Consider the following 26,648-nt stretch of genomic DNA (forward strand, 5'->3'; position numbering starts at 1 on the left):
AACGCCCGGCGAACGTTCAGCCGGCTTCGGCCTCGCGGCTCGCGCGGCGACGCTCGTGCTCCTTCAGGTGACGCTTGCGCAGGCGGATCGATTGCGGCGTCACCTCGACGAGCTCGTCGTCGTCGATGAACTCGACCGCGTATTCGAGCGACATCTGGATCGGCGGCACGAGGCGCACCGCTTCGTCGGTGCCCGACGCGCGCACGTTGGTCAGCTGCTTGCCCTTGATCGGGTTCACGACCAGGTCGTTGTCGCGGCTGTGGATGCCGATGATCATGCCCTCATAGAGCGCGTCGCCCGGCTTCACGAACATGCGGCCGCGATCCTGCAGCTTCCACAGCGCATAGGCAACCGCCGCGCCGTCGTCCTGCGAGATCAGCACGCCGTTGCGGCGCTCGCCGACCGAACCTTCCCTGACCGGCGCGTACGCATCGAAGATGTGGCTCATCAGGCCCGTGCCGCGCGTGAGCGTGAGGAATTCGCCCTGGAAGCCAATCAGGCCGCGCGCCGGAATCCGGTATTCGAGACGCGTGCGGCCGCGGCCGTCCGACACCATGTCGAGCATCTCGCCCTTGCGACGGCCGAGTTCCTCCATCACGCCGCCCTGGTGCTCGTCTTCGAGATCGACCGTCAGGAGTTCGTACGGTTCGTGCTTGACGCCGTCGACTTCCTGCATCACGACGCGCGGACGCGACACCGCGAGCTCGTAGCCTTCGCGGCGCATGTTCTCGACCAGGATCGTCAGGTGCAGCTCGCCGCGGCCCGACACCTCGAACACCGTTTCGTCGCCCGTGTCCTTCACGCGCAGCGCGACGTTGTGGTTCAGCTCCTTCATCAGGCGGTCGCGGATCTGGCGGCTCGTCACGAACTTGCCTTCGCGGCCCGCGAGCGGCGACGAATTGACGAGAAAGTTCATCGTCAGCGTCGGCTCGTCGACAGTGATCATCGGCAGCGCTTCAGGCGTGTCGACCGCGCAGATCGTCGCGCCGATGCCGACGTCCTCGATGCCGTTGATGAGCACGATGTCGCCCGCCTCGGCCGACTCGACCTGCACGCGCTCGAGACCCTCGAACGACAGCACCTGGTTGATCTTGCGGCTCAGCACGTCGCCTTCCGGGCCGAAGCGCATCACGACCGGCATGCCGGGCTTGATGCGCCCGCGCGTGATGCGGCCGACGCCGATCCGGCCGACGTACGTCGAATAGTCGAGCGACGTGATCTGCAACTGCAGCGGCGCGTCCGGATCGGCCGGACGCACCGGCACGTGCTCGAGGATCGCCTCGAACAGCGGACGCATGTCGCCGTCGCGCGCGGCCGGATCGAGCGATGCGTAGCCGTTCAGGCCCGACGCGTAGACGATCGGAAAATCGAGCTGCTCTTCGGTCGCGCCGAGCTTGTCGAACAAGTCGAACGTCTGGTTGATCACCCAGTCGATCCGCGCGCCCGGACGGTCGATCTTGTTGACGACGACGATCGGCTTGAGACCGAGCGCGAGCGCCTTCTTCGTCACGAAGCGGGTCTGCGGCATCGGGCCTTCGACCGCGTCGACGAGGAGGAGCACCGAGTCGACCATCGACAGCACGCGCTCCACTTCACCGCCGAAGTCCGCGTGTCCCGGCGTGTCGACGATGTTGATGTGCGTGCCGTCGTACTCGACCGCGCAGTTCTTCGCGAGAATCGTGATCCCGCGCTCCTTTTCGATGTCGTTCGAATCCATCACCCGCTCGGCGACCTGCTGGTTCTCGCGAAAGGTGCCGGACTGGCGAAGCAGTTGGTCGACGAGCGTCGTCTTGCCGTGGTCGACGTGGGCGATGATGGCGATGTTGCGAAGGGCGCGGGTCATAGAAACCTGAAAACGGATGGAACGCGCAAATGCGCGCGCACCGTTGCCCGATGCGCGCGCGGTTTGCAGCTTGGAAAGCCTGAAATTATAGCACGTCAAGATGTCGCAAGCTGAGCCGCCCGTTGCGATGAGGCATCGGCGCCACCATGCGCCCGGTCGCCGAAGGGCCCACTCGCGTCAGGGCCATTTTTGCAGTTCTGCATCCAAATCGAGCTTCAATTAACATTTGCCGCAGCAACTAATCGCGCCTATACTGACTGCCTAGTCAACTATTGCAGCCTCAGAGAATTTATGTCGGATCCCTCTTCTTCACAGCATGATCTGGATCTGTCCCTGTACCAGATCAACGACAGCGTCGGCTATCTGATGTCGCGCGTGAAATCGCTGATGACGAACATGGTCACGCAGCGCACGCAGACGGAGCTCGGCATCACTGGCACGCAGGCGACCATGCTGTTCATGCTCGCCGTCGGCAAATGCTCGACGGCGGCCGAGCTCGCGCGCGAGTACGGCATCGACGCCAGCGCGATCACGCGCCTGCTCGACCGCGTCGAGAAGCGCGGCCTGCTGCAACGGGTGCGCAGCAGCGAGGACCGGCGCGTCGTGCGGCTCGAACTGACCGACGAGGGACGCGAACTCACGAGGCGCATGCCGGCAATCTTCCGCAGCGTGCTCGATCAGGTGCTCGACGGCTTCACGCCCGAGGAAGTCGGCTTCCTCAAAAGCATGCTGCGTCGCATTCTCGTCAATTCGGGCGAATGTCCGGGCACGGGCGGAAGCCCGTCGTAAATATTGCCACAACAAGTAATTCAGACAGATAAATGTAAGGAAATCCTTGCAGTGTCCACTATTCATTCCGAGTCAGATTCCGAGTCAGGATACCCAGCGATGAAAACCTTCCCGTTGTCCGCCTGCCGGACCGCCACGGCCGTCGCGGTCGCCGCGCTCGCGCTCGCGGGATGCGCGAACTATTTCGGCATCAAGAGCGACAAGGCAATGGCCCCCGCGACGCAGTTCGAAAGCGCGCAGAGCCTGCCGGCGCAAGGCGGCCGGTGGCCGTCGCTCGACTGGGCGAACCAGTTCGACGACCCGCAGTTGCCGAAGCTGATCGACGAAGCGCTCGAAGGCAATCCGACGATCGCGCAAGCGCAGGCGCGAATCGCGAAGGCGTCGTCGTACATCGAGACGTCGCGCTCGACGCTCCTGCCGCAGGCGGACGCGAAGTATTCGTGGACTCGCGAGCTGTACTCGGGCAACGCCCTCTTCCCGCCGCCGTACGGCGGCCAGTGGTACAGCGAGAACAACGCGCTCGCGAGCGCGTCCTGGGAGCTCGACCTGTGGGGCAAGAACCGCGCGCGCCTGCATTCGGCCGTGTCGCAGGAAAAGGCCGCCGAAGCCGACATGCAGCAGGCGCGCGTGACGCTCGCGACGTCGGTCGCGCGCACCTACAACCAGCTCGCGCAGCTCTACGCGCTGCGCGACATCGCCGAGCACGAGATCTCGAACCGGCAGACAGTCGGCAAGATCACCGACGGCCGCGTCGGCGCGGGCCTCGACACCAACGTCGAGCGCCAGACCGCGCGCGGCAACATCGCGACGAGCCAGTCGACGCTGTCCGATCTCGACGGCCAGATCACGAACGTGCGCTATCAGCTCGCCGCGCTGCTCGGCAAGGGCCCCGACCGCGGGCTGAAAATCGCGGCGCCCGTGCTGAGCCCGGGCAGCGTGGTCGCGCTGCCGGACAACCTGCCCGCCGATCTCGTGTCGCGCCGCCCGGACATCGTCGCCGCGCGCTGGCAGGTCGAGGCTGCAATGCACGACGTGAAGGAAGCGAAAGCCGAGTTCTTCCCGGACATCAACCTCGCGGCGGGCTTCGGCTTCGATGCGTTCGGCTGGGGCAAATTCCTGAACTTCGCGAGCCGCCAGGCGCAATTCGGTCCGGCGATCCATCTGCCGATCTTCGACGGCGGCGCGTTGCGCGCGCAGCTGAAGGGCCGCTACGCCGACTTCGATCTGTCCGTCGCGAACTACAACCAGGCGCTGATCAATGCACTGAACGACGTCGCGACGCAAGTCGCGTCGATCCGCTCGATCGACACGCAGATGGGCGACGCGCAGCGCGCGCTCGACGCGTCGACGCGTGCATACGAGCTCGCGGTGATCCGCTACAAGGCGGGCCTGTCGCCGCAACTGCAGGTATTGAATGCGGACAGCAACCGGCTCGCCGCCGAGCAGATGGTGACGAACCTGAAGATGCGCCGCCGCGACCTGCAGATCGGCCTCGTGAAAGCGCTCGGCGGCGGCTTCGACGCGACCGGCACGCGGCTCGCCGCGCCCGCCCCCGCGTCGACGCCGGACGCCTCCGCGCAGCACGCGTCGAACTGAATTCCCGGACCCATCCGGACCCTCGCTTTAATCGCCTTAGATAGAAGACGGAGAAACTCGCCATGAGCGACCCTCAACAAAACGCAGCGACCGCGCAGCCGCAGAGCAACGGCAAGCGCAAGCGGATGATGACGCTGCTCGTCGCGGTGATCGCGATCGCCGCGATCGCCTACGGCCTCTATTACCTGCTCGTCGCGCGCTTCCACGAATCCACCGACGACGCCTATGTGAACGGCAATGTCGTGCAGATCACGCCCCAGGTGACGGGCACCGTGATCGCGGTGAAGGCGGACGACACGCAGACCGTGAAGGCAGGCGACCCGCTCGTCGTGCTCGACCCGGCCGATTCGCAAGTCGCGCTGCAACAGGCCGAGGCAAACCTCGCGCAGACGGTGCGCCAGGTGCGCGGCCTCTATGTCAACGACGACCAGTACCGCGCGCAGGTCGCACTGCGCCAGTCGGACCTGTCGAAGGCACAGGACGACCTGCGCCGCCGGCTCGCCGTCGCGCAGACGGGCGCCGTGTCGCAGGAAGAAATCTCGCACGCGCGCGATGCGGTGAAGGCCGCACAGGCATCGCTCGACGCCGCCGAACAGCAGCTCGCGTCGAATCGCGCGCTCACCGCGAACACGACGATCGCCGATCATCCGAACGTGCTCGCCTCCGCCGCGAAGGTCCGCGACGCGTACCTGAGCAACGCGCGCAACACGCTGCCCGCGCCCGTCACCGGCTATGTCGCGAAGCGCTCGGTGCAGGTCGGACAGCGCGTGTCGCCGGGCACGCCGCTGATGTCGGTCGTACCGCTCTCCGCCGTGTGGGTCGACGCGAACTTCAAGGAAGTGCAGTTGAAGCACATGCGGATCGGCCAGCCCGTCGAGCTGACGGCCGACATCTACGGCTCGTCGGTCAAGTACCACGGCAAGGTGATCGGCTTCTCGGCCGGCACGGGCGCCGCGTTCTCGCTGCTGCCGGCGCAGAACGCGACGGGCAACTGGATCAAGGTCGTCCAGCGTCTGCCCGTGCGCGTCGAGCTCGATCCGAAGGATCTGAAGGATCATCCGCTGCGGATCGGCCTGTCGATGCAAGTCGACGTCGACATCAAGGACGAAAGCGGCAACCAGCTCGGCAACGTGCAGAACACCGTGTACGAGACCGACGTGTTCGCGAAGTACGGCGACGAAGCGAATGCGGAGATCGCGCGCATCATCGCGGCGAACTCGGGCGGCTCGGGCGGGCCGACGCCGGCCTCGAAGGTCGCCGGCCGCACGTCGAACCTGATGTAAGCGCCTTTCGGCCGGACCACGAAGCATGGCACAGCCACAAGCTCCCCTTCCTCCGCTCACCGGCGGACAGCTCATACTCGGCACGATCGCGGTATCGCTCGCCGTGTTCATGAACGTGCTCGACACGTCGATTGCCAACGTCGCGATCCCGACGATCTCGGGCGACCTCGGCGTGTCGTCCGACCAGGGCACTTGGGTCATCACGTCGTTCGCGGTCGCGAACGCGATCTCGGTGCCGCTCACGGGCTGGCTCACCGAGCGCTTCGGCCAGGTGCGCCTCTTCCTCGCGTCGATCATCCTGTTCGTGATCTCGTCGTGGATGTGCGGCCTTGCGCCGACGCTGCCGTTCCTGCTTGCGTCGCGCGTGCTGCAAGGCGCGGTCGCCGGGCCGATGATCCCGCTGTCGCAAGCGCTGCTGCTGTCGAGCTATCCGCGCGCGAAAGCGCCGATGGCGCTCGCGCTGTGGTCAATGACGACGCTGATTGCGCCCGTGGCCGGCCCGATTCTCGGCGGCTGGATCTCGGACAACTACTCGTGGCCATGGATCTTCTACGTGAACATTCCGGTCGGCTTCGCCGCCGCGGCCGTCACGTGGATGATCTATCGCAGCCGCGAGTCTGCCGTCCGCCGCGCGCCGATCGATGGCGTCGGGCTCGCGCTCCTCGTGATCTGGGTCGGCTCGCTGCAGATCATGCTCGACAAGGGCAAGGATCTCGACTGGTTTTCGTCGACGACGATCGTCGTGCTCGCGCTCACCGCACTGATCGCGTTTGCGTTCTTCGTCGTCTGGGAATTGACGGCCGAGCATCCGGTCGTCGATCTGTCGCTGTTCCGGATGCGCAACTTCACGGGCGGCACGATCGCGCTGTCGGTCGGCTACGGGCTCTACTTCGGCAATCTCGTGCTGCTGCCACTATGGCTGCAAACGCAGATCGGCTACACGGCGACCGACGCGGGGCTCGTGATGGCGCCCGTCGGCTTTTTCGCGATCCTGCTGTCGCCGCTCACGGGCAAGTTTCTGTCGCGCACCGATCCGCGCTACATCGCGACGGCCGCGTTCCTGACGTTCGCACTGTGCTTCTGGATGCGCTCGCGCTACACGACGGGCGTCGACGAATGGTCGCTGATGGCGCCGACCTTCGTGCAAGGCATCGCGATGGCGGGCTTCTTCATTCCGCTCGTATCGATTACGCTGTCCGGCCTGCCCGGCCACCGGATTCCGGCGGCGTCGGGTCTGTCCAACTTCGTGCGGATCATGTGCGGCGGCATCGGGACGTCGATCTTCCAGACCGCGTGGGACCACCGGAACAACTTCCACCACGCGCAGCTCGTCGAACAAGCGAATCCGTACAACCCGACGTTCAATCAAGCGGTCACGCAGATGGGCCAGCTCGGCCTCACGCGGGAGCAGGCGCACGGGCTCATCAACAACCTCGCGACGCAGCAGGCCGCGCAGTTGGGCGTGAACGACCTGTTTTACATCTCGGCCGCGATCTTCGTGCTGCTGATCGCGCTCATCTGGATCACGAAGCCCGAGCGTGCGGGAAGCGGCGATTCGGGCGCGGCGGCGTCGGCCGCGCACTGAGCGACGCCTCGCACCGCTTGCGCCGCACCAAGCAAAACGCCCGGCCTTCGAGCCGGGCGTTTTGCTTAGCTGACAATGACGAATCGATCACGCCGACATCGCGCGCGCTGCGTCCCTGCATGCCGCGTGGCGCGACGGCGTATCCATCATCGGCCCACGGCATCGCACATCGACTTGCATGTGTGCGGGGCGATGCTGGCCTCCCCAACCACTACCCGCCTCAACGACTACTCGCCCGTTACGACGAGCCGTTCCGGCGCGAGCACCCCTTCTACCGCACGCGCGACGCCAAGCAGCCGATCGTCGCCGTCGTAAACGCGCACGCGCGCGCCTTCGTCCGTATCGGGCCGCGCGGCCAGTTCGGCGAGCTTCAGGCGCTGGCCGTGCAGGAAACGCTTCGTGAGCGCCGCGTCGAGCTTCACGAGCGGGAAGGTCGACAGCAGCGCGTCGACCGGCGCGAGCCGCGCGTCGCGCTCGTCTTGCGTCGCGGCGTCGAGCGCATCGAGCGTCACCGCATGCTCGAGCGAGAGCGACCCGACACCGGTACGGCGCAGCATCGTCAGATGCGCGCCGCAGCCGAGTGCTTCGCCGATGTCCTCGGCGAGCGTGCGCACATAGGTGCCCTTGCTGCACGTGACGCGAAACGTCACGTCGGGCAGCGCACACGACAGGAGCTCGAGCGAGCGAATCGTCACCGTGCGCCCTTCGCGCTCGAGCGTCTGGCCGGCACGCGCATATTCGTATAGCGGCTTGCCATCGCGCTTCAACGCCGAGTACATCGGCGGCACTTGCACGATATCGCCGATGAAACGCGCGAGCGTCGCAGCGACCGCGGCCTCGTCGCACGCCACGTCGCGCGTGTCGAGCACATCGCCTTCTGCGTCGCCTGTCGTCGTGCGGACGCCGAGGCGCATCGTCGCTTCATAGGTCTTGTCGGCGTCGAGCAGATCCTGCGAGAACTTCGTCGCTTCGCCGAAGCAAAGCGGCAGCAGTCCCGATGCCAGCGGATCGAGCGTGCCCGTGTGGCCCGCTTTCTTCGCAAGATACAGGCGCTTGGCGCGCATCAGCGCATCGTTGCTCGAAAGCCCAACCGGCTTGTCGAGCAGCAGCACGCCGTCGAGCGCGCGGCGCGGAATCCGGGGGCGAGGCGAAACAGTCGTCATGTGGTCTACGCGCAAGGGCTCGTGCGATGCTCAGTCGTCCTTCGCACGCGTCGCGTTTGCCTCTTCGATGAGGCGCGACATCGCGACGGCCTTCTCGATCGTCTGGTCGTAATGGAAATGGAGCGTCGGCACCGTATGAATGTGCAGGCGCTTGAAGAGCAGATTGTGCAGATGGCCGGCCGCGTGATTGAGCGCGTCCTGCGTGTCCGCGGGATTGCCCGTGAGCGCGGTGAAATAGATCTTCGCGTGCGCGTAGTCGGGCGTGAGCTCGACCGACTGGATCGTGACGATCCCGATGCGCGGGTCCTTGACTTCGCGCATGATGAGCTCCGACAGATCACGCTGGATCTGATCGGCGATCTGCACGTTGCGATTGGGAGAACTGCGTTTTTTAGACATGATAAATCCGTCATCCGGTTGATCGGCGCTGCGCGCGACACCATTCATGAAAATGGGCGGGACGGGCCCAAGCCCGACCCGCCCATTCAAGCCGTCACGCCGATGTTACAGCGTACGCGCGACTTCCGTGACCTCGAACACTTCGAACTGATCGCCTTCGACGATATCGTTGAAGTTCTTGATCGACATACCGCATTCGAAGCCCTGCTTCACTTCCTTCACGTCGTCCTTGAAGCGCTTCAGCGAATCGAGCTCGCCCGTGAAGATCACGACGTTGTTGCGCAGCACGCGCACCGACGACGTGCGCTTGACGACGCCGTCCGTGACCATACAGCCCGCGACCGCGCCGACCTTCGGCACCTTGAATACCTGGCGCACCTCGACCATGCCCGTCACGACTTCGCGCTTCTCCGGCGCGAGCATGCCCGACATCGCCGCCTTCACCTCATCCACTGCGTCGTAGATGATGTTGTAGTAGCGGATGTCGATGCCGTTCGATTCGGCGAGCTTGCGAGCCTGAGCATCCGCACGCGTGTTGAAGCCGATGATGACGGCCTTCGATGCGGTTGCGAGGTTGACGTCGCTTTCGCTGATGCCGCCCACCGCGCTGTGCACGATCTGCACGCGCACTTCGTCGGTCGACAGCTTGAGCAGCGACTGCACGAGCGCTTCCTGCGAACCCTGCACGTCCGCCTTGATGATGAGCGGCAGGTTCTGCACTTCGCCCTCGCCCATCTGCTCGAGCATGCTTTCGAGCTTCGCTGCCTGCTGCTTCGCGAGCTTGACATCGCGGAACTTGCCTTGACGGAACAGCGCAATTTCGCGCGCCTTGCGCTCGTCCGGCAGCACGATGACTTCCTCGCCCGCGCCCGGCACTTCGGACAGGCCCTGGATCTCGACCGGGATCGACGGGCCGGCTTCCTTCGTCGGCTTGCCGTTCTCGTCGAGCATCGCGCGCACGCGGCCGTAGGCGGAGCCTGCGAGCACCACGTCGCCGCGATTCAGCGTACCGGACTGCACGAGCACCGTCGCAACCGGACCCTTGCCCTTGTCGAGCTTCGCTTCGATCACGATGCCCTTCGCGGGCGCGTCGACGGGGGCCTTCAGCTCCAGCACTTCCGCCTGCAGCAGCACGTTCTCGAGCAGGTCGTCGATGCCGACGCCCGTCTTCGCCGACACCGGCACGAACGGCGAATCACCGCCGTACTCTTCCGGCACGACGCCTTCCGCGACGAGTTCCTGCTTGACGCGATCCGGATTCGCTTCCGGCTTGTCGATCTTGTTGATCGCGACGACGATCGGCACGCCGCCCGCCTTCGCGTGCGAGATCGCTTCCTTCGTCTGCGGCATTACGCCGTCGTCGGCCGCCACCACCAGAATGACGATGTCGGTCGCCTTCGCGCCGCGCGCACGCATGGCCGTGAACGCCTCGTGACCCGGGGTATCGAGGAACGTGACGACGCCGCGCGGCGTTTCGACGTGGTATGCGCCGATATGCTGCGTAATGCCGCCCGCTTCGCCCGCTGCAACCTTCGCACGACGGATATAGTCGAGGAGCGACGTCTTGCCGTGGTCGACGTGCCCCATGACGGTGACGACGGGCGGACGCGGCAGTTGCTCCGCATCGCTGCCGGTCTCGCCTTCGACGAGCAGCGCTTCCGGATCGTCGAGCTTCGCGGCGACCGCACGGTGACCGAGCTCCTCGACGACGATCATCGCGGTTTCCTGGTCGAGCACCTGGTTGATCGTGACCATCTGGCCGAGCTTCATCATCACCTTGATGACTTCCGAAGCCTTCACCGCCATCTTGTGCGCAAGATCCGCGACGGAGATGGTCTCCGGCACGTGCACTTCACGCACGATCGGCTCGGTCGGCGCCTGGAACGACGATGCACTATCCTGATGCTTGCCGCGCCCCTTCGGGCCGCCGCGCCAGCCGCGATCGACGCCGCCGCTCGAATCGCCGCGCGTCTTGATCCCGCGGCGCTTCGCCGCGTCGTCCTGCCAGCCGCTCTTGCCGGTGCCCGGCTTCTTGGCGCGATCGCCGGCGGGCGCAGCGGCGGGCGCCGGTGCAGCGCCCGCCGGCTTCTTCGGCGCGGGACGGGCCGCGGCCGCCTCGCCGGCGGGCTTCGCCGGCTTGTGCAGCGTGCCCTTCGCCTCGGCCGCCTTCGCAGCCGGTTGCTCGGCGGGCTTCGGCGGCTCGACCGCCTTCACCTGCGCCCGGCGCGGCGTGTTCATCATTTCGCGAATCGCGCGCGCTTCCGCCTCGGCGGCTTCGCGGCGCTTGCGGATCTCTTCCTGCTCGGCGCGCGCCTTGTCGGCGGCTTCGCGCGCGGCATCCTCGGCCTTCTTCGCCGCTTCGCGCTGCGCGGCACGCTCGGCGGCCGCGCGTGCTTCTTCCTGAGCCGACTGCTCGGTCTGGGTCTGGGCACGCTGCGCTTCCTCACGGGCGGCCGCAGCCTGCTGCACGGCCTCGGCCTGTGCGGCAGCCGTCGCGCGCTTCGCCGCGGCGTCCTCTTCCGCGCGGCGACGCTCGGCTTCGGCAGCCTCCTCGCGCGCACGGCGCTCGGCTTCCTCGCGCTCGAGGCGCTCCTGACGCTCGCGCAGTTCCTGAGCCTGCTTCTCGAGCAGCTCAGCCTCGCGGCGCGCTTCTTCCTCGCGTCGCTTCAGCTCCGCATCGGCTTGCTCGTCGGCCTGCGCCTGTGCTTGGTCGGCGCCCGTCTCGCTCACGTCGTCACGCTTGACGAACGTGCGCTTCTTGCGCACCTCGACCTGAATGGTGCGAGCCTTACCCGTCGCGTCGGCCTGCTTGATCTCCGACGTGTGCCGGCGAGTCAGCGTGATCTTGCGCTTGTCGCCATCGGCCGCGCCGTGCGACTTGCGCAAATGATCGAGCAGACGCGCCTTGTCCGTCTCCGACAGCGCATCGTCCTCGCTCGCTTTCTGGACGCCCGCCGCCTGCAGCTGTTCGAGCAGCACACCAGCAGGCATTTTCAGTTCCGCGGCAAATTGGGCTACGTTGTTACTCGCCATTCATTCCTCTTAGTGCAAGGACCAATTCCTTGCGGTTAGCATCGGGTCAGGCCTTCCGGCCGCCAGCAAATCATTGCGCCATGGTCATTTCTCACTGGAACCAGTGTTCGCGCGCCTTCATGATCAGCGCCTTCGCGGATTCCTCGTCCATGCCGGTCATGTCGACCAGTTCGTCCACGGCAAGCTCCGCGAGATCGTCGCGCGTCTGCACGCCCTGCTCCGCGAGCTTCGCGAGCAGTTCGGACGTGACGCCGTCGAGGCTCTTCAGATCGAGTGCGGCCGTCTCGACCTTCTCCTCGTTCGCGATCGCCATCGTGAGCAGCGCGTCGCGCGAGCGGTTGCGCAGTTCATGGACGGTGTCTTCGTCGAACGCCTCGATCTCGAGCATTTCGTTCAGCGGCACGTAGGCAATCTCTTCGAGGCTCGTGAAGCCCTCGTCGATCAGGATGTCCGCGACTTCCTCGTCGACGTCGAGGCGCGCAATGAAGAGACCGCGCAGCGCATCGCGCTCTTCGTTCTGCTTCAGGGCGGATTCGTCCGGCGTCATGATGTTGATCTGCCAGCCGGTCAGTTCGCTGGCCAAACGAACGTTCTGGCCACTGCGGCCGATCGCGACAGCCAGCTCGTTCTCATCGACGACGACGTCCATTGAATGCTTTTCTTCATCGACGACGATCGACTGAACGGCCGCCGGCGCGAGCGCGCCGATCACGAACTGGGCGGGATCCTCCGACCATAGCACGATGTCGATGTTTTCGCCACCGAGCTCGTTGCGCACGGCCTGCACGCGCGAACCGCGGATGCCGACGCAGGTGCCGATCGGATCGATCCGCTTGTCGTAAGCGACGACGCCGATCTTCGCGCGCACGCCGGGATCGCGCGCCGCCGCCTTGATCTCGAGGAGGCCCTGCTCGATCTCCGGCACTTCCATCTCGAAGAGCTTCATCAGGAACTCGGGCGCGGTGCGCGACAGCTCGATCTGCGGGCCGCGCGCCGTGCGGTCGACCTTCGCGATGTACGCGCGCACACGGTCGCCGACGCGCAGGTTTTCTTTCGGAATCAGCTGGTCGCGGCGCAGCAGCGCCTCGACGCGACCCGATTCGACGATGAAGTTGCCCTTGTCGAGGCGCTTCACCGTGCCCGTCATGATCTTCTCGCCGCGCTCGAGGTAGTCGTTGAGGATCTGCTCGCGCTCCGCGTCGCGCACCTTCTGCAGGATCACCTGCTTCGCCGCCTGTGCGCCGATCCGGCCGAACTCGATCGACGGCACCGGCTCCTCGATATAGTCGCCGACCTCGACGTCCGGCTTCTGCTCGCGCGCCTCGAACAGCAGGATCTCGCGATCCGGCTCCTGCAGGCCGGCTTCGTCGGGCACGACGAGCCAGCGACGGAACGTCTCGTGTTCGCCGCTCTCGCGATCGATATGTACGCGGATCTCGGCGCCTTCGTCGAACAGCTTCTTGGATGCCGACGCGAGGGCTGCTTCGAGCGCGCCCAGCACGACGTCCTTGTCGACGTTCTTCTCGCGCGCCAGCGCATCCACCAACATCAACACTTCGCGACTCATTGTTTGCGGCTCCTAAAGTCAACGTGCGGAATCAGGCGGGCCTTGTCGATGTCAGCCAGCGTGAAATCCAGCATGGCCGCCTCGCCCTTCTTCCTCTCAAATTCCAAACCGATCGTCTCGCCGTTCGGCGCGTGCAGAATGCCCCGGTACGTCTTGCGCCCGTCCAGCGGCTTTTTCAGGGTGATGACGGCCTCGCTGCCCGCGAAACGCGTAAAGTCAGCCAGCTTCTTCAACGGCCGGTCGAGCCCCGGTGACGAAACCTCGAGCCGTTCGTAATCGATGTTTTCGACCGTCAATACGTGCTGGAGCTGACGCGTGACCTTCTCGCAATCGTCGATCGTAATGCCGGCGGGCTGATCGATATAGACGCAGACCATACCGCGCCCGGTGCGCTCGAGATCGACGAGCTCGTATCCGAGCCCAGTGACCGTAGTTTCTATCAGTTCCGTCAGTTGCACAGTGTCCTCTCAGGTGTCCGCGCCCGCCCCTCGCGATTCACCCGCAGACGCGCGCCTTAGCCGGCGCAGGAAGCGCTACCCGAGATGCCCAACCGTTTCGGCAAAAAAAAATGGGCGCAACGCCCATCTTGTTACCGGTGGTCGCACCTGAGCTACACATCGAATCCGTACGCCCAGCGACTTCGCGATTATAGCGATTTTTGGCTCGAACGCAAAGCTTCACCCCGCGAAATCGGCCCGAAACGGCAATTTCGCGGGGCATTCGCAACATACGAGCGCAGTTGCGAATGCCGTTTCGCGTCGCTCAGCGGCCCCGCGAACGATTGCGCTGCGGCGGCGTGCGCTGGCCGCCGCGTGCGCCGCCCGCGTTGCCTTCGGCACGATTGCCGTTGCCATTGCCGCTGCGGCCGCCCTTGCCGGCGCCGCGCTTGTTGCCGCCCGCGCCGTAGGATGCGCGATTGCCGTCGACGTCGCGGCCGCCCTGGCGCGCGCCGCCACCACCGTAGCCCGGCAGGCCGGCGTAGCCGCCCGCACCGGCGCCAAAGCCACCGCCCGCCGGACCGCGACGGCCGCGTCGCGGCTGGTCGAGCTGGCCGTGGGTCGTCAGCACCGGCTCGCGGTTGATGAAGCCCATCGACGTCTGCATCGGATCAGGCTGGCGGCGCTCGGCCGCACCGCCGCGCTTGCCTTTCTCCTCGGTCGGCGCCTTCAGGCCGACGGCCGCCATCAGGCGACGCACCTGCGCTTCGTCGAGCTCCTCCCAGCGGCCGCGCTTGAGGCCGCGCGGCAGTGGGATCGGACCGTGGCGCGTGCGGATCAGGCGGCTCACCATCAGGCCGACCGCCTCGAACATCCGCCGCACTTCACGGTTGCGCCCTTCGGCGAGCGCAACGTGATACCAGTGATTCGTGCCTTCGCCCCCGCCGTCGCGGATGCGCAGGAAGTTCGCCGGACCGTCGTCGAGCTCGACGCCGTGCAGCAGCTTCTGACGCGACGCCTCGGGGAGCTCGCCGACGACGCGCACTGCGTACTCGCGCTCGACGCTATAGCGCGGATGCATGAAGCGGTTCGCGAGGTCGCCCGACGTCGTCAGCATCAGCAGGCCCTCGGTATTGAAGTCGAGCCGGCCGACCGCGAGCCACTTCGCGGTCTTCATCGTCGGCAGCCGGTCGAACACCGACGGGCGGCCCTCCGGATCCGCGTGGCTCACGATCTCGCCCGTCGGCTTGTGATACAGCAGCACGCGCGGCGGCTTGTTCGGCAGCTTGCGCTTGACCGGCTTGCCGTTGATCCGAACCTGATCGGTCGGCATGATCCGCTGGCCGATGTGCGCCGGCTCGCCGTTCACCGACACACGCCCGGCGATGATCAGTTCCTCCATCTCGCGCCGCGAGCCCATCCCGGCTTCGGCGAGCACCTTGTGCAGCTTCGGCGCATCGTCGTCTGGCGACAGCACGCGCTTCGGCTGGCTCTGGCGGCCACGGCGCAGCATCGGCGCGCGCACGCCGCCGCCCGGCGCATTGTTGTCGGCATCGAACGCCGGAGAAATCACATAAGCGAACAGATCGTCCTGACCGGTCTCGGCGGGCGCAGCGGCTTCGGCCGTCGGCGCTGCCGCGCCGCGCTTTGCCTGGCCTTGCCGCGCCGCGCCTTCGCGCTTGCCGGCCGCCGGCTTGCGCGGCGTCTTCGCCGCGGCGTCCTTGCCGCGCGGCGCGCGCGTCGGCGCCTTCGCGGCACCGGCGCCTGCATCGGCGTCGCCGGTCGCGACCGCCTCGGTGCTCTCCGCGTTGTCGGCGTTGTCAGCGTTCTTCGACTTCGCCGCTGCGCGGCGGCGTGCGATCAAGCTGCGCGGGCCGCGTCGCAAGCCGCGGCGCGGGCGGTCTTCGCCGCCCGCATCCTGAGCGGACTGCTCGGGTGCGCCGTCGGCGCGCGCCGTCGCAACGGCATGCGCGGATTCGGACGAATCGATGTCGTGGGTATCAGTCAAAACAACCTCAAAATGTCAGGTCTCGCGCCCGTCGCGGGCACGGCTAGGGTTCGGTCGCCCGTCTCAGGCGCGACGCTTCGCTGGCGCTTCGTCGTCCGGCAGTTCGCGCTCGGGGACCGCCTCGCTTGCACTGCGCACGGCGTCGGCGAGACTGTCGCACGTGTCGTCCAACGTCTCCTCCGCCTGCGCTGGGACCGGCTCGGCATCGTGCGGGATGCCGCCGATCGCGCGTTGGTCTTCCTTCGTCGCTCGGGCCGCCGCCGGATCGGCGGCCGCCTCGCGGTTTGCTACATTTGCCGCGTCGGCCGGAGCTGCGTCCGTGCGCGCGACAGGGTGTGCGTATTCGTTCGCCGGCACGGGCGATTCGGCGCGTTCGCCGGCGGCGTGGCCGGCCGACTCGGCATGCGGCGCCGTGGCGGCGTCCGCTGCATCCTGCACATTGCCGTGCGCCGCCGCATGCTCGTGCGACGCGGGTGCGTCTTCCGCAGGTGCGCCTTTGTCAGCGGTCGATGTCAAATCGACGGCTTCGTCGGCTTCGATTCGGCCGGCAGCATGCTCGGATGCGTCGCAACCGCCGCCGACCCGCTGCGACGCATCGACTTCGTCGGAAGCTTGCGCCGCACCGACGCTCGCATCGGCATCGACTCGTTCGCCATTATCAGTCGGATCGGCAATCCGTGCAGTCGAGCCGTCAGCGCCTTCGGACGGCGCATCGGCCGCATCAGCATCCGCATCGGATGCATCCGCCGCCGCTCCGCCGTCGCCCCGCGCATCTTCGGGGAAGTCGATCGCCTGCTGCGCGAGAAGGCTTGCCTCCAGATGCGCGGCCGGCTCCTCGAGCGCCGGCAGATCGTCGAGCGCCTTCAGGGCGAGATCGTCGAGGAACGGCTTCGTCGTTGCGTAGAGCGCCGGACGGCCCGGCACGTCGCGATGGCCGATCACCTCGATCCAGCCGCGGTCCTCGAGCTGCTTGACGACTTGCGTGTTCACCGTGACGCCGCGGATTTCCTCGATGTCGCCACGCGTCACCGGCTGCCGGTACGCGATGATCGCGAGCGTCTCCAGCACGGCCCGCGAATACTTCGGCGGCTTCTCCGGATGCAGCCGGTCGAGGTACGTGCGCATCGCCGGCTTGCTCTGGAAGCGCCAGCCCGACGCGAGCGCGACGAGTTCGACGCCGCGCCCGGTCCATTCCTGTTTCAGATCTTCGAGCAGTGTTCGGACTGTGTCCGCCGACATGCCGTCGGCAAAGAGCTTGCGCAAATCGCCGAGTTTCAGCGGTTCCTGCGCGCAGATCAATGCAGTCTCGAGGACGATCTTCGCCTCTTGGGTATTCATGCAGCTAGGTCAGACCCTGTGGTCAAGCGAACCGGATCATCGAACAGACGAAAGGAACGGAAGACGCGCTCGCCCGATTCTGATCGGTCATATTGATGGGAGCACGAACCGGGGGCGGCGAACCTACTCTCAAGCCCAACCCAAACCGGACGGAACAGCGCGGAACCAAGTCGGAACCGCGTGACTGAGCGCCATCTTACGCAAAATTGCCCTGTGCGTAAAGACAAAGAACGTACGGTAAAAGACATATCTCCGGCGCGTCGGCGGCGACGAAAACGGTCACCGAAGCCACTTCCGCCATGGTCGCCGATGGAGCGCCCGCTCATGCGAACGGCGATCCGCCCCCAATCCAGACTCAGCGGCGAACGTTGCGGCGACCAGCCCCCGCGTCACATGCCGAGTTGGCTGCGCGGCGCGTTGTCAGCTCAGATCCTCGACGCGCGCCGGCATCTCCTTCACGAGCCCCCAGACCGCGTCCGCCGCCGGCGACAGCGAGCGGTCGCGCCGCCGCACGAGCTCGACGGTGCGCTCCGCGCGCGGCGCCAGCGGCCGCGCGACAAGCGACGAGCCGGCCGGCAACGGCAACGACAGCCACGGCAGCACGCTCACGCCGACGCCCGCCTCGATAAGGCCGAACACCGTCGCCGAATGGCCGAGCTCCTGCACGACGCTCGCCGCGACCCGATGCGTCGCGAGCGCCGCATCGATCAGCGGCCGGCTGCCCGACGCGTAGTCGAGCAGCACGAGCCGCTCGCCCGCGAGCGCCGTCCACGGCACGCGATCGCGCGCGGCAAGCGGATGATCGGCGCGCGCGACGAGACAAAACGAATCGGTCATCAACGGTTCGTTGATCAAATCGTTCGTCGCGAGCGGCCCGATCACGACGCCGAAATCGACCTCACCCGACTTCACCTTGCGCAGCACGTCGCTCTGCACGTCGTCGCGCAGGCCGAGCGTGACGAACGGAAAGCGCTGCTCGCACGCGGCGACGACGCGCGGCATCAACCGACACGCGATCGTCGGGCTCGCCGCGACGACCACACGCCCGCGACGCTGCTCGCCGATCTCGCGGATCTCGCGTAGCGTGTCGTCGAGGTCGCCGAGCAGGCGCGACACGCTCGCGATCAAATTCGTGCCGACGTCAGTCAGCTGCACGTCGCGCGTCGTGCGGTCGATCAGCTTGAGCCCGATCTCGCCCTCCAGCTCGCGCACGGACCGACTCACGGCCGACTGCGTGAGACCGATCTCGTCGCCAGCACGGCTGAAGCTCTTGAGCCGCGCGACCTCGATGAACACGCGCAACTGCCTCAGCGTGATATTCATGGGATTTCCTCATCAATCGGACGCATCGATGCGCGATTGTATTGCGTCCTCGCGATGCCGTGCCGTGTGTCGGTGCGGTGCAGCACGCGTTGAAACGCACGTCTCACGGGCCAGACTGCACAAGATTGGTGATTGTCCTTATTTGCTCGACGGTCTTTTTGGCGTCTTATACGCCCCTAGCTGACGCGGCTGTCAGCTCGCTGCCAGGCGGCTTTGGGGTGGTCGTCGCCAACGTGGCACGCTTCGTGCATTAGCAGGCGCACAGGGCTGCGGGCTTTCGGGCTTCTCGCGGCGGATCGCGCAACATCCGCTGCTGCATGGAGCCGATGCCTCCCCCGGCACTCGTTGCATCGAGTGCCCGACGAGTGCGCCGCGCAGGGCGGCGCACCGGAGTTAGCTTCGCTGAGGTGAGGACATGATGCTGTTCGACGATTTGAGAGACAACGAATGGGCGCTGCTCGAGGGACTCTTCTGCTCCGAGCCTGCACGCAGTGAGCGCCGCGGTCGTCCCCGCGTGGAAGCGCGCTCGGTGGTGAACGCCGTTCTTTGGGTGCTGTCGACGGGCGAAGGCTGGTCGAAGCTGCCCGGCCGCTATCCGTCGCCGCCGACCTGCCGTCGACGCTTCGACGAATGGCAGGCCGACGGCACGCTCGCCGAAGTGGTGAAACGCCTCGGTTCGAGCGGCCGCCAGATCTCGCTGCGCGGGCGCATCGGCGCGAGCGCGGTGAAACCGCCCGCGCCGCCGAGCCGCGATCGTCTGCGCGGCGCGTTCTGGACCAATCCGGAATCCTGGCGCGCTCCCGTCAAGATGGCATGAATTCAATTTCTGGGCGGCACCGACCGCCCAGAATCGTTTTCGGCGCCCGCTGCTGCGGCGCGCTGCCGCCTTTTCGCACGGACTCCTGACAATGCGATCAAGCGATACATCTATTTACTAATATTTACAACGCGCCTTCGCTCCCCCGCTTACCTTAGCGGTATATATCAATGAGCCGTCCGACGGCTTGAAAAGGGGGCTCCCAACGATGAAACCCATGTCACTTCTCAAGGCATGCGGCATTGTCGTTTCGCTGGCGCTCGTTGCTCCTTCGCACGCCGACCAATTTCCTCCGAAGCAGCATGGACAGCGGGAACGAGTCGCCCGTTCGCAAGCGGATGCAGCCGCACCCGGCGCACGGCCGAACGCGCCGCGTGGCGATCTGCGCGGCGACATCGCCAGCAATGCACGCGCGCGCAATGACGCGCAACGTCCGCCGAGCTCCTCGAACCATCATTGAAGCAGCAAAGGGAAAAAACCGCATGCTCGGGAACTGCTCGGCACTCGCCGAGTCTCAACCTTGCCATGAGCACAGCGTGGCAGCAGCTATGTACCCGGTACCGCCCGTATCCTCGCGATACGGGCTTTTTTTCGTGCGGATGATGCGGCGCCGTGCGCGGCGCTACAAGCGACTTTCGAGAATCGACACGGCGCTCGCTTCGCTGAGCGCGTAATCTTCGGTCCGGCGCGCATCCCAATCGGGCTGCCTTTCGTCTCGCTCGAGCCGTGCGAATTCAACCCGGCCGTTGTCCGTCAAAACGGCGATATCGACGGGCGCGTGGAAACCGGGCGCAGGCGCGACAGTCTTCTGCCGAACCGTATCCATCAAGCCGAGCGCACGCAGGTATTCGAACACACCCGGACGCCTCGCCCAAGGAACCTGACGGTACTGGACACGCCTCAGCGCGTCGAGCACTGCTTCGTTGGAATACGTGGCCATCTCGATTCTTTCTTAAAGTGCAGCGACATTGCAAAGCGGCCCCGCCGGCCCGGGTCTCCGCCCGCCGGCGCCGCCACGCAGCTCAAGAGGGATCCTTATAATCCCCTCACTTCTTCCGACCCGCTCCCCGACGCTTCGTTCGCGCAACGCGGGGACAGATCACCAACCGTGCCTAAAAAACTACCTTACCCCAATCAAATTGATTCTGTTTACCACATTTGGACTTCTCTTCGTCGTTTTTCTGCTCTGCCGCAAACACCCCGGCGCGATCGCGATACTCGTCGCGGGCATCGCGCTCTTGTGGCTGCTCGCGTCCGGCTGGCTCGCCGCGCCGCTCATCGCGCTCGCGGAATCGGGCGTACAGCCGGTCGCCCGTCCGACGATGACGGGCGACACCGCGATCGTGATGCTCGGCGCGGGTATCAAGCGCCCCAACGGCATCGCGGCGCCGCCACGCGACGCGCTCGCCCGCATCGACAAGACCGCCGAACTCTATTCGGCATGCCAACGAACGGCGACGCGCTGCAGGGTCATCGTGTCGGGCGGCGATCCGCAGTTCCGTGGCATCACCGAAGCAGACACGTATGCGCCCTATCTGCTCGCGCGCGGCGTCGCAAACGGCGACCTGATCCGCGAGCAGCACAGCCACACGACTTACGAAAACGCGCGCTTCACGGCTGCCATATTACGCGCCCAACATTACGATGATCTGATTCTCGTCACTTCGTCTTACCAGATGCGGCGCGCGCTCCTCGATTTCGAGCGGTTCGGGATCGCACCGCAGCCCGTCTACGCGAACCACCGGGACGCGCAGCTCGGCTGGCTGCCGCGCACCGGCAACCTCGTCAACGCCGAGCGAGCGCTGCACGAAATCCTCGGCATCGCGCAATTCCATGTATATCGCCGTCTCGGCTGGTACTAGCGGCGCACGCAGGTTTCGACGCGCCCGATCGTCGCGGCCTCCCCGCCGCCGATACCGATTCCGTGTGAGTGGATTGCGCAGGGATGACGGATTGCCTCACTGTTGCGCTCGATCCACGCAGTCAACCGCCATGACGCAATCGAATGCACTGATCCGTCACTTTTGATAAACTCGGCTCACTCGATTGCAGACGCCAGACAAATCGGCAACACTCGGGTCTATCACCACTTAGCGGAGGTAAGCAATGAAGAAGATGACCATGGCTATCCTGGTTTCGGTGTCGGCTCTGGCTGGCGCAGCCCATGCGCAAGAAAGCACGGAAATCAAGACGATCACCGATCCGGCGAAGATCGCCGAAATCGAGCAACGCGCACAAGCGCTGCAGCAGCAACAGGCTGCCGAGCCAGCCGCCGAAGCGAAGCCGATGCACGAACACAAGCATCACCCGAAGAAGGCCGCTCACAAGGGCGCGAAGAAGGCGGCCAAGGCAGCTTCGGCAAGCGCTGCCAGCGAATAAGCACAGTACGCCCCTTTTGCGCAAAAGCCGAATCCGGATCTGCCGGGTTCGGCTTTTTCATTGGCGCGCCGGAATGAGCGCGCCGCGCATTATGCTAAAGTCGCGCACCGAACTTTTCCAACCGTGCGCACTCCGGTGCGGAGGACTGAATGAGCAACATACAACTGGACATCGAATGGACTGAGGCCGCGACCCGCAAGATCAAGCAATTGATGCCGCGCGGCTCCGATGATGCGTTCCTCGCGCTGCCGCCGATCGAATGCCTGCCGATGGAGGGCGACGTGCTCTTCCTCGGTCCGCAAGGCAAGCAGCAGCCGTTCATCGTCGCAGAGCGGCAGTACCACCACGACGGCGACGCCGACTGGACGATCGTCCTGATCCTCGACGTCCCGAACCCATCGCACTGATCGCCGATGCTTGTCACTGTGCCGCGCGCCGCGCGGCCCGTTCTCTTCGCTACGCGATCTTCGATGCGACGCGGATCTCCGCACTCTCGATCCAATCCGACGCAGCACGCTTGTACGCGTCGATATGCGCGGATCGCGCATGGGCCGCGAGCGCAGCTTCGCTCGCCCAGCGCTCGATGAAGATGAAACGGCGCGGCTCCTGAAGATCGCGGTGCAGATCGTACTGCAACGCGCCCTCTTCTTTGCGCGTCGGCCCGACGATTCCCTCGAGTTGTTCCAACAGCTTCGCTTCCGCACCCGGCTTTGCGACGATGAGCGCGACGACGGCGACTTCGGACATGCAGATCTCCTTTGCTGTGTGACAAAGGACTCAGCATACGCGAATCGGCGCAGGCGGACTTCTGCGGAACCACGCTCGGCCGCTCCCCCAAAAAAATAGCCCGCGCTTCACAAGAAGCGCGGGCAAAACCGTCGCCCTACGAGGATAGGCGACGGGGCCACCGAGACCCGCGCGAATACGCGGGTCATCGTCCAATACGGCAGTTCACCAGTAACGGCGACTGCCCGAAACGTCGACATCCGCACTAGGTGGGAGGCACGCGTAGTCGAACCGGGCCGTTTTCTGGCGTCCTCCCTGATTGCTTGGTTGACGATAGAAGGAGCAGCTTCCGTGCCAACCGAGAACGAATTCGCAATCGTTTGATTTTTAACGATTAATTCTCAAACGTTCAGCGAAAATGCGCATTCCTTCTGTTCGTTACGGGGTGACGTTACGTAACACGCCGGGCGTGCGGCAGGTTCGCACACGTATGCTCGAATCCGCAGCAACTGCCAGCGCGGACGATCGGGATAGGGGCGGTCAGGTGGTCTGACCGATCGCGGACAAAGCCGTGTTGCGGCGGGTCCGACATTACCTTGTGGTCGGCATCATGGATGGCGGTGTGGTCAGTGGGCGGTACGAAGGTACGCCGCAAGGCGGGCCGCTATCGCCGCTACTGGCCAATGTGCTGCTGAACGAGGTGGATCGCCAATAGGTTGCGCAGGTTGATGTACGTGTGATGGCAAAACAGGTCGGACCGTGGGGAAGCAAGCCTGAATGGGCGTAGGTCCTTCGAGGACTTCCCGGAGTTGAGGCCTTCCCCAGCAAATTCCATCAGGGTCAGCGGACCGACATCCGCACCGTAGGCCGGATATAAGTCTGCAGCCTGATCCTGTCCGCCGAACATGAATATCACCTGGCAAACCGGGAGGCGTCCATATAAGTGCGCCCATGCTGGGCGCACCAAAAAAAGCCCGCCGAAAGGCGAGCTTCGCAAGCTTCGCGGCGAATGCCGCAGGCAGCAGCGTCAGCGCAGCTGATTGACGAGGAGCGACATGATCTGCCGCGCGGGCGCTGACGCGTCGACGTCGCCCTTGTCGTCGACGATCGCGACGCGCGTCTGATCCTCGGTCACCGCCTTTACGTTGACGAGGTACTGCTTCGCCTTCTTTTCCTTCTTGCCGTGGAACAACTGGCTCCAGAAACCCTGCTCCTCAACGCTCAGATCCTTCGGATCGACGTAGCGGACGTAGTACAGGCCTTTCGTGCGATCGCGGTCGTCGACCGTGAAGTTCGCGCGATCGAGCGCGAGGCCGACGTGCAGCCACGAACGGTCGTACGGCTCGGCGAGCGTCACTTCGGGCGGCACGTCCGGCACCGCCGCTTCGCTCGGACCGCGCGACGTCGACGCGCTCGCGACGTTCTGCGCGGCGATCGCCGCCGCAGCGTCCTTGCTCTTGCTGCTCGACGTCTTCGTGCCGCTTGCTGGCGCCGCATCGTCCGTGATCGGCACGCCGCCCGCCTTCACGCGCGCATCGTTCTGCGCAAGCACGGCCATCAGGCGCTTCAGGTATTCGGTTTCGAGACCGGGATCGTTCGGCTTCGGCTCCCACTTGCTCGAATCGTTGTTCGAGCCCGTCAGCGCCTCGCGCATTCCCTTCTGGCTGATGAAGATGTACGTACCGCCATTCGGCGCCGCGTCGAGGCGCGTGCGATACTTGTTGCGCTCTGCCGTCACGTACGAGTTGCCCATCGCCTTCGAAATCACGTCGCGGATCAGGCCGTCGTTGATCTGCGGATGCGTTTCGTTCCAGTCGGTTTCCATCACCCCCTTGTCGCGCTGCTCGACGACGAGCAGAAAGCCCTGCTCCTGCCAGAAACGACGCACCTGGGGCCAGACTTGCGCAGGCACCTTGTCGTCGATCACGAGCCAGCTTTCGGTGCCGTCGCGCTGGATGCGCATGCCGGGCACGGCGGGCGCGACCGCCTCGGCGGGCGGCGCGGCCTGCTGGACCTGCTGCAGGCTGGAAAGCGAGGTCGCCCCGCCCTGCGGCGGCAGCGAACGCTGATCCGGCGTCTCGTCGAGCATGTTGGGCGGCACCGCGAGCGACACCTCCTTCGATTTCGAATCGCTTTTGTAGTCGATTTTCGTAGGCGACGGCGAACTGCAGCCGGCAACGAGCACGCCGGTTGCAAGCAGTGCTGCGAACCGCTTGGTAAGACGAAGATCAGTCATGTTCAGGAAATCCTTCCACTAGGTCACGGCGACTTTTCCGTGAGTTAATTTTCTATTTTACCGATCCGGCGGCGAACCGTGCAAAAAGCGCACAATCTTACACAGTCTTATTCACACGACTGCGTTCTTTCTTGGCTCGCGCGCGCCCTGGCGGGCATGCCGACATCGAATCGATGTGCAACGATTCACGTTGCCGCCTAGGGATAACGAGCATCCGATTTCCGAAAATCGAGCCGATGCGCGCGCCGGGACTCACTATCATTGATGGGACAGTGACCCCAACCGTATCCACTTGCGGAGGGTAGTCGCATGAACAACAAAAGGTCGTTGCCCCCAACGCGCCGCCGCCCAGCGAGCGTCCTTCTCGTTGCCGCCGCCATAGCACTCGCGCCCGCCGCAGCGCAATCGCAACTCGGCAGCACTGCCCCGAACCCGTCCGCCCGCACGTTCGCGCAAACTTCGACCCCGCTGTTCGGCGGCGCCGTCACGATGCGCAGCTACGTCGACACAGGTGGCACGACGATTCGCGAGTACGCGACGCGCGCCGGACTGGTCTTCGCGTACACGTGGGACGGCCCGACGTCGCCTAACCTGCGGCAGCTTCTCGGCGACCGCTTCGCGACTTACCAAAGCCACGCTGTCTCGACGGACGCGCGCGCCCGCACGGGGCTCCATGCCGGGCGAATCGCGCAATCGGATTTCGTCGTCGAAACCGGCGGTCGCATGCGCGCGTACGTCGGCCGTGCGTGGCTGCCCGGCGCGGTGCCGTCCGGCATATCGATCGACGATCTGCAGTAAGGAGGCGGCCATGACCATCAAAATCGCGTGGTGCATCGCCGCACTCGCGACAATGCTCGCCGGATGCGGTGGCGGCGGCTCGACGGCGTCGAACACGAACGGAACCAGTGTCGCGCCGTCCACCGCGGCGAACGTGCAGCCCGTCACCGTGTCGGCGGGCGTCACGGGCGCCGCGAACATACTGATGACGACCGTCACCATCTGCGTGCCGAACACGAGCCAATGCCAAACGATCGACAACGTGCAGGTCGACACCGGTTCGGATGGCTTGCGCATCCTCGCGTCTGCGCTGCCGTCGAGCGTCGCGCTGCCGATCATGCCGACCGCTGGCACGCCGATCACGGGCGCATGCGCGGTGTTCGGCACGGGCTTTACGTGGGGCGCCGTGCGCCGCGCCGACGTGAAGATCGCAGGCGAAGTCGCGTCGAACGTTCCGATCCAGGTGATCGCCGATCCAAGCACGCCGAACACGCCTGCAGACTGCACGCAAAGCGCCGGGCCGATGCAAACGCAAGGAACGCTGCGCGCGAACGGCATTCTCGGCATCGGCCTTTTCGTCACCGACTGCGGCGCCGCGTGTGCGAGTACCGCGTTGTCCGGCTGGTATTACGCGTGCACGGCGAGCGGCGCATGCGCGAGCGCGGCGCAGCCGATTGCGCAGCAGATCGCGAATCCGGTCGGCGCGTTCGCAAGCGACAACAACGGCTCGGTGATCGTGCTGCCGGCGATTCCGGCAACGGGCTCAGCGACGGTCAACGGCTCGCTGATCTTCGGCATCGGCACGCAAGCGGACAACGGACTCGGCTCGGCGACGCCGCTCGCGACGACCTCGTCGGGCGCCTACGTGACGAGCGTACTGAACGGCAACACCAACATGCGCACGTTCTTCGACAGCGGCTCGAACGGAATCTTCTTCGCGGATGCGTCGCTGCCGCAATGCGGATCGTGGTTTTGTCCGGGCAGCACGCAGACTTTCGGCATCGCGCTCGGCAGCGGAAACGGCACGACGGCGAAAGCGACGACATTCCAGGTCGCCAGCTCGCAAGTGCTATTCTCGACGGTCAACTTAGCGTTCGACGATCTTGCCGGTCCGATCGGCAACGTCGTCGACCTGGGACTGCCGTTCTTCTATGGACGCAGCGTCTATACCGCGATCGAAACACGGCCGACGCCTGCGGGGCCCGGGCCATACTATGCGTTCTAGCGCGGGCGCTCGCGCATGAGCATTTCCCGTCACGCTGCTCGTCGCGCCGGGCTTGCGCTCACATCGCGCAGGGCCGGAAACTGAAAAATCGCATGAAAGTTCTGAACGACGGCGCTCGATTGGA

Annotated in this window: 24 protein-coding genes and 2 pseudogenes; 13 read left to right on the forward strand and 13 right to left on the reverse strand. The window is 65.4% G+C overall.

Annotation, left to right across the window (positions count from 1 at the left end; translation table 11 throughout):
* Positions 1-16: 16 nt before the first annotated feature.
* Positions 17-1,843 carry a translational GTPase TypA gene (gene typA / locus WS69_RS04190; protein ID WP_059469553.1) on the reverse strand — a complete coding sequence of 609 codons (1,827 nt, stop codon included), beginning with the start codon at positions 1,841-1,843 and terminating at the stop codon, positions 17-19.
* Here typA and WS69_RS34480 point away from each other — a divergent pair.
* The 5 genes and pseudogenes from WS69_RS34480 (at position 1,796) to WS69_RS04210 (ending at position 7,096) form a co-directional block, all read left to right on the forward strand.
* Positions 1,796-1,934, forward strand: a pseudogene (locus WS69_RS34480) (pyridoxal-dependent decarboxylase). The gene typA and the pseudogene WS69_RS34480 overlap by 48 nt on opposite strands.
* Positions 1,935-2,134: 200 nt before the next feature.
* Positions 2,135-2,632: a MarR family winged helix-turn-helix transcriptional regulator gene (locus WS69_RS04195; RefSeq protein WP_059469554.1), complete on the forward strand. Its 498-nt coding sequence runs from the start codon at positions 2,135-2,137 to the stop codon at positions 2,630-2,632.
* 99 nt (positions 2,633-2,731) lie between these two features.
* Entirely contained in the window at positions 2,732-4,228 is a 1,497-nt protein-coding gene (locus WS69_RS04200) for an efflux transporter outer membrane subunit (RefSeq protein ID WP_059469555.1), read from the forward strand.
* A 62-nt stretch (positions 4,229-4,290) separates the two neighbouring features.
* Complete coding sequence (locus WS69_RS04205) at positions 4,291-5,511, forward strand: HlyD family secretion protein (protein ID WP_059469556.1); 1,221 nt, start codon at positions 4,291-4,293, stop codon at positions 5,509-5,511.
* Between the two features lie 25 nt (positions 5,512-5,536).
* Entirely contained in the window at positions 5,537-7,096 is a 1,560-nt protein-coding gene (locus tag WS69_RS04210; protein WP_059469557.1) for a DHA2 family efflux MFS transporter permease subunit, read from the forward strand.
* 227 nt (positions 7,097-7,323) lie between these two features.
* On the opposite strand, the gene truB is transcribed toward WS69_RS04210, so the two are convergent.
* The 8 genes from truB to WS69_RS04250 all read right to left on the reverse strand — a co-directional run bounded on the left by truB (position 7,324) and on the right by WS69_RS04250 (position 18,364).
* On the reverse strand, positions 7,324-8,232 hold the full coding sequence (gene truB, locus WS69_RS04215) for a tRNA pseudouridine(55) synthase TruB (protein ID WP_231747073.1): 909 nt from the start codon (positions 8,230-8,232) through the stop codon (positions 7,324-7,326).
* A gap of 57 nt (positions 8,233-8,289) precedes the next feature.
* Positions 8,290-8,658 carry a 30S ribosome-binding factor RbfA gene (gene rbfA, locus WS69_RS04220; protein ID WP_059469559.1) on the reverse strand — a complete coding sequence of 123 codons (369 nt, stop codon included), beginning with the start codon at positions 8,656-8,658 and terminating at the stop codon, positions 8,290-8,292.
* Positions 8,659-8,763: 105 nt separating this feature from the next.
* Positions 8,764-11,691, reverse strand: coding sequence for a translation initiation factor IF-2 (gene infB, locus WS69_RS04225; RefSeq protein WP_059469560.1), 2,928 nt, complete (start codon positions 11,689-11,691; stop codon positions 8,764-8,766).
* Between the two features lie 91 nt (positions 11,692-11,782).
* Complete coding sequence (gene nusA / locus WS69_RS04230; protein ID WP_010104097.1) at positions 11,783-13,258, reverse strand: transcription termination factor NusA; 1,476 nt, start codon at positions 13,256-13,258, stop codon at positions 11,783-11,785.
* Positions 13,255-13,716: a ribosome maturation factor RimP gene (gene rimP, locus WS69_RS04235; RefSeq protein ID WP_004193908.1), complete on the reverse strand. Its 462-nt coding sequence runs from the start codon at positions 13,714-13,716 to the stop codon at positions 13,255-13,257. Before rimP ends, nusA begins: the two co-directional genes overlap by 4 nt.
* Positions 13,717-14,020: 304 nt before the next feature.
* Entirely contained in the window at positions 14,021-15,703 is a 1,683-nt protein-coding gene (gene rluB, locus WS69_RS04240) for a 23S rRNA pseudouridine(2605) synthase RluB (RefSeq protein WP_059469561.1), read from the reverse strand.
* Positions 15,704-15,766: 63 nt separating this feature from the next.
* Complete coding sequence (gene scpB, locus WS69_RS04245) at positions 15,767-17,041, reverse strand: SMC-Scp complex subunit ScpB (protein WP_059469562.1); 1,275 nt, start codon at positions 17,039-17,041, stop codon at positions 15,767-15,769.
* Between the two features lie 420 nt (positions 17,042-17,461).
* Positions 17,462-18,364 (reverse strand): LysR family transcriptional regulator, encoded by a 903-nt coding sequence (locus WS69_RS04250; protein ID WP_059469563.1) that lies wholly within the window; start codon positions 18,362-18,364, stop codon positions 17,462-17,464.
* A gap of 415 nt (positions 18,365-18,779) precedes the next feature.
* On the opposite strand from WS69_RS04250, the gene WS69_RS04255 reads away from it, so the two are divergent.
* Complete coding sequence (locus WS69_RS04255; RefSeq protein WP_010104117.1) at positions 18,780-19,181, forward strand: transposase; 402 nt, start codon at positions 18,780-18,782, stop codon at positions 19,179-19,181.
* Positions 19,182-19,389: 208 nt separating this feature from the next.
* The gene (locus tag WS69_RS30055; protein WP_108033935.1) at positions 19,390-19,641 is read left to right on the forward strand and encodes a hypothetical protein; all 252 of its coding nucleotides are present in this window, start codon (positions 19,390-19,392) and stop codon (positions 19,639-19,641) included.
* A 162-nt stretch (positions 19,642-19,803) separates the two neighbouring features.
* Here the strand turns inward: WS69_RS30055 and WS69_RS04260 are convergent, their stop codons facing one another.
* Positions 19,804-20,121, reverse strand: a complete 318-nt coding sequence (locus tag WS69_RS04260; protein WP_010104120.1) for a hypothetical protein — start codon at positions 20,119-20,121, stop codon at positions 19,804-19,806.
* Positions 20,122-20,320: 199 nt separating this feature from the next.
* On the opposite strand from WS69_RS04260, the gene WS69_RS04265 reads away from it, so the two are divergent.
* From WS69_RS04265 to WS69_RS04275, 3 genes are all read left to right on the forward strand, one after another.
* On the forward strand, positions 20,321-21,043 hold the full coding sequence (locus tag WS69_RS04265) for a YdcF family protein (protein WP_059469564.1): 723 nt from the start codon (positions 20,321-20,323) through the stop codon (positions 21,041-21,043).
* A gap of 244 nt (positions 21,044-21,287) precedes the next feature.
* Positions 21,288-21,560 carry a hypothetical protein gene (locus WS69_RS04270; RefSeq protein WP_059469565.1) on the forward strand — a complete coding sequence of 91 codons (273 nt, stop codon included), beginning with the start codon at positions 21,288-21,290 and terminating at the stop codon, positions 21,558-21,560.
* 149 nt (positions 21,561-21,709) lie between these two features.
* Complete coding sequence (locus WS69_RS04275) at positions 21,710-21,967, forward strand: hypothetical protein (RefSeq protein ID WP_059469566.1); 258 nt, start codon at positions 21,710-21,712, stop codon at positions 21,965-21,967.
* A gap of 49 nt (positions 21,968-22,016) precedes the next feature.
* Here the strand turns inward: WS69_RS04275 and WS69_RS04280 are convergent, their stop codons facing one another.
* Positions 22,017-22,307 (reverse strand): putative quinol monooxygenase, encoded by a 291-nt coding sequence (locus tag WS69_RS04280; protein WP_059469567.1) that lies wholly within the window; start codon positions 22,305-22,307, stop codon positions 22,017-22,019.
* Positions 22,308-22,842: 535 nt separating this feature from the next.
* Between WS69_RS04280 and WS69_RS34485 the strand changes: the two are divergent.
* Positions 22,843-22,998, forward strand: a pseudogene (locus WS69_RS34485) (group II intron reverse transcriptase/maturase); the annotation flags it as partial.
* Here the strand turns inward: WS69_RS34485 and WS69_RS32925 are convergent.
* The gene (locus WS69_RS32925) at positions 22,960-23,193 is read right to left on the reverse strand and encodes a hypothetical protein (protein ID WP_059469568.1); all 234 of its coding nucleotides are present in this window, start codon (positions 23,191-23,193) and stop codon (positions 22,960-22,962) included. The pseudogene WS69_RS34485 and the gene WS69_RS32925 sit on opposite strands and share 39 nt — an antisense overlap.
* 120 nt (positions 23,194-23,313) lie before the next feature.
* Positions 23,314-24,522, reverse strand: coding sequence for an outer membrane protein assembly factor BamC (gene bamC, locus WS69_RS04290; RefSeq protein ID WP_059469569.1), 1,209 nt, complete (start codon positions 24,520-24,522; stop codon positions 23,314-23,316).
* Between the two features lie 309 nt (positions 24,523-24,831).
* Here bamC and WS69_RS04295 point away from each other — a divergent pair, with 309 nt between their 5' ends.
* Entirely contained in the window at positions 24,832-25,320 is a 489-nt protein-coding gene (locus tag WS69_RS04295) for a DUF2844 domain-containing protein (RefSeq protein WP_059469570.1), read from the forward strand.
* A 10-nt stretch (positions 25,321-25,330) separates the two neighbouring features.
* A complete protein-coding gene (locus WS69_RS04300; protein WP_059469571.1) occupies positions 25,331-26,524 on the forward strand; it encodes a DUF3443 domain-containing protein in 1,194 nt (397 codons plus the stop codon).
* Positions 26,525-26,648 lie beyond the last annotated feature (124 nt).

It is taken from the genome of Burkholderia sp. BDU5 (genome assembly GCF_001522845.1).
GTDB classification, from domain to species: domain Bacteria; phylum Pseudomonadota; class Gammaproteobacteria; order Burkholderiales; family Burkholderiaceae; genus Burkholderia; species Burkholderia mayonis.

Excerpts from the sequence above, each read along its gene's own strand:
- scpB (WP_059469562.1), bottom strand. The coding sequence starts at position 17,041 with ATGAATACCCAAGAGGCGAAGATCGTCCTCGAGACTGCATTGATCTGC.
- WS69_RS04260 (WP_010104120.1), bottom strand. The coding sequence starts at position 20,121 with ATGGCCACGTATTCCAACGAAGCAGTGCTCGACGCGCTGAGGCGTGTC.
- bamC (WP_059469569.1), bottom strand. The coding sequence starts at position 24,522 with ATGACTGATCTTCGTCTTACCAAGCGGTTCGCAGCACTGCTTGCAACC.
- WS69_RS04275 (WP_059469566.1), top strand. The coding sequence starts at position 21,710 with ATGAGCAACATACAACTGGACATCGAATGGACTGAGGCCGCGACCCGC.
- WS69_RS04280 (WP_059469567.1), bottom strand. The coding sequence starts at position 22,307 with ATGTCCGAAGTCGCCGTCGTCGCGCTCATCGTCGCAAAGCCGGGTGCG.
- WS69_RS04255 (WP_010104117.1), top strand. The coding sequence starts at position 18,780 with ATGATGCTGTTCGACGATTTGAGAGACAACGAATGGGCGCTGCTCGAG.
- WS69_RS04210 (WP_059469557.1), top strand. The coding sequence starts at position 5,537 with ATGGCACAGCCACAAGCTCCCCTTCCTCCGCTCACCGGCGGACAGCTC.
- WS69_RS32925 (WP_059469568.1), bottom strand. The coding sequence starts at position 23,193 with ATGTTCGGCGGACAGGATCAGGCTGCAGACTTATATCCGGCCTACGGT.
- WS69_RS04195 (WP_059469554.1), top strand. The coding sequence starts at position 2,135 with ATGTCGGATCCCTCTTCTTCACAGCATGATCTGGATCTGTCCCTGTAC.
- WS69_RS04250 (WP_059469563.1), bottom strand. The coding sequence starts at position 18,364 with ATGAATATCACGCTGAGGCAGTTGCGCGTGTTCATCGAGGTCGCGCGG.
- WS69_RS04200 (WP_059469555.1), top strand. The coding sequence starts at position 2,732 with ATGAAAACCTTCCCGTTGTCCGCCTGCCGGACCGCCACGGCCGTCGCG.
- WS69_RS30055 (WP_108033935.1), top strand. The coding sequence starts at position 19,390 with ATGAAACCCATGTCACTTCTCAAGGCATGCGGCATTGTCGTTTCGCTG.
- rbfA (WP_059469559.1), bottom strand. The coding sequence starts at position 8,658 with ATGTCTAAAAAACGCAGTTCTCCCAATCGCAACGTGCAGATCGCCGAT.
- typA (WP_059469553.1), bottom strand. The coding sequence starts at position 1,843 with ATGACCCGCGCCCTTCGCAACATCGCCATCATCGCCCACGTCGACCAC.
- WS69_RS04205 (WP_059469556.1), top strand. The coding sequence starts at position 4,291 with ATGAGCGACCCTCAACAAAACGCAGCGACCGCGCAGCCGCAGAGCAAC.
- WS69_RS04295 (WP_059469570.1), top strand. The coding sequence starts at position 24,832 with ATGAACAACAAAAGGTCGTTGCCCCCAACGCGCCGCCGCCCAGCGAGC.
- WS69_RS04300 (WP_059469571.1), top strand. The coding sequence starts at position 25,331 with ATGACCATCAAAATCGCGTGGTGCATCGCCGCACTCGCGACAATGCTC.
- nusA (WP_010104097.1), bottom strand. The coding sequence starts at position 13,258 with ATGAGTCGCGAAGTGTTGATGTTGGTGGATGCGCTGGCGCGCGAGAAG.
- WS69_RS04270 (WP_059469565.1), top strand. The coding sequence starts at position 21,288 with ATGAAGAAGATGACCATGGCTATCCTGGTTTCGGTGTCGGCTCTGGCT.
- infB (WP_059469560.1), bottom strand. The coding sequence starts at position 11,691 with ATGGCGAGTAACAACGTAGCCCAATTTGCCGCGGAACTGAAAATGCCT.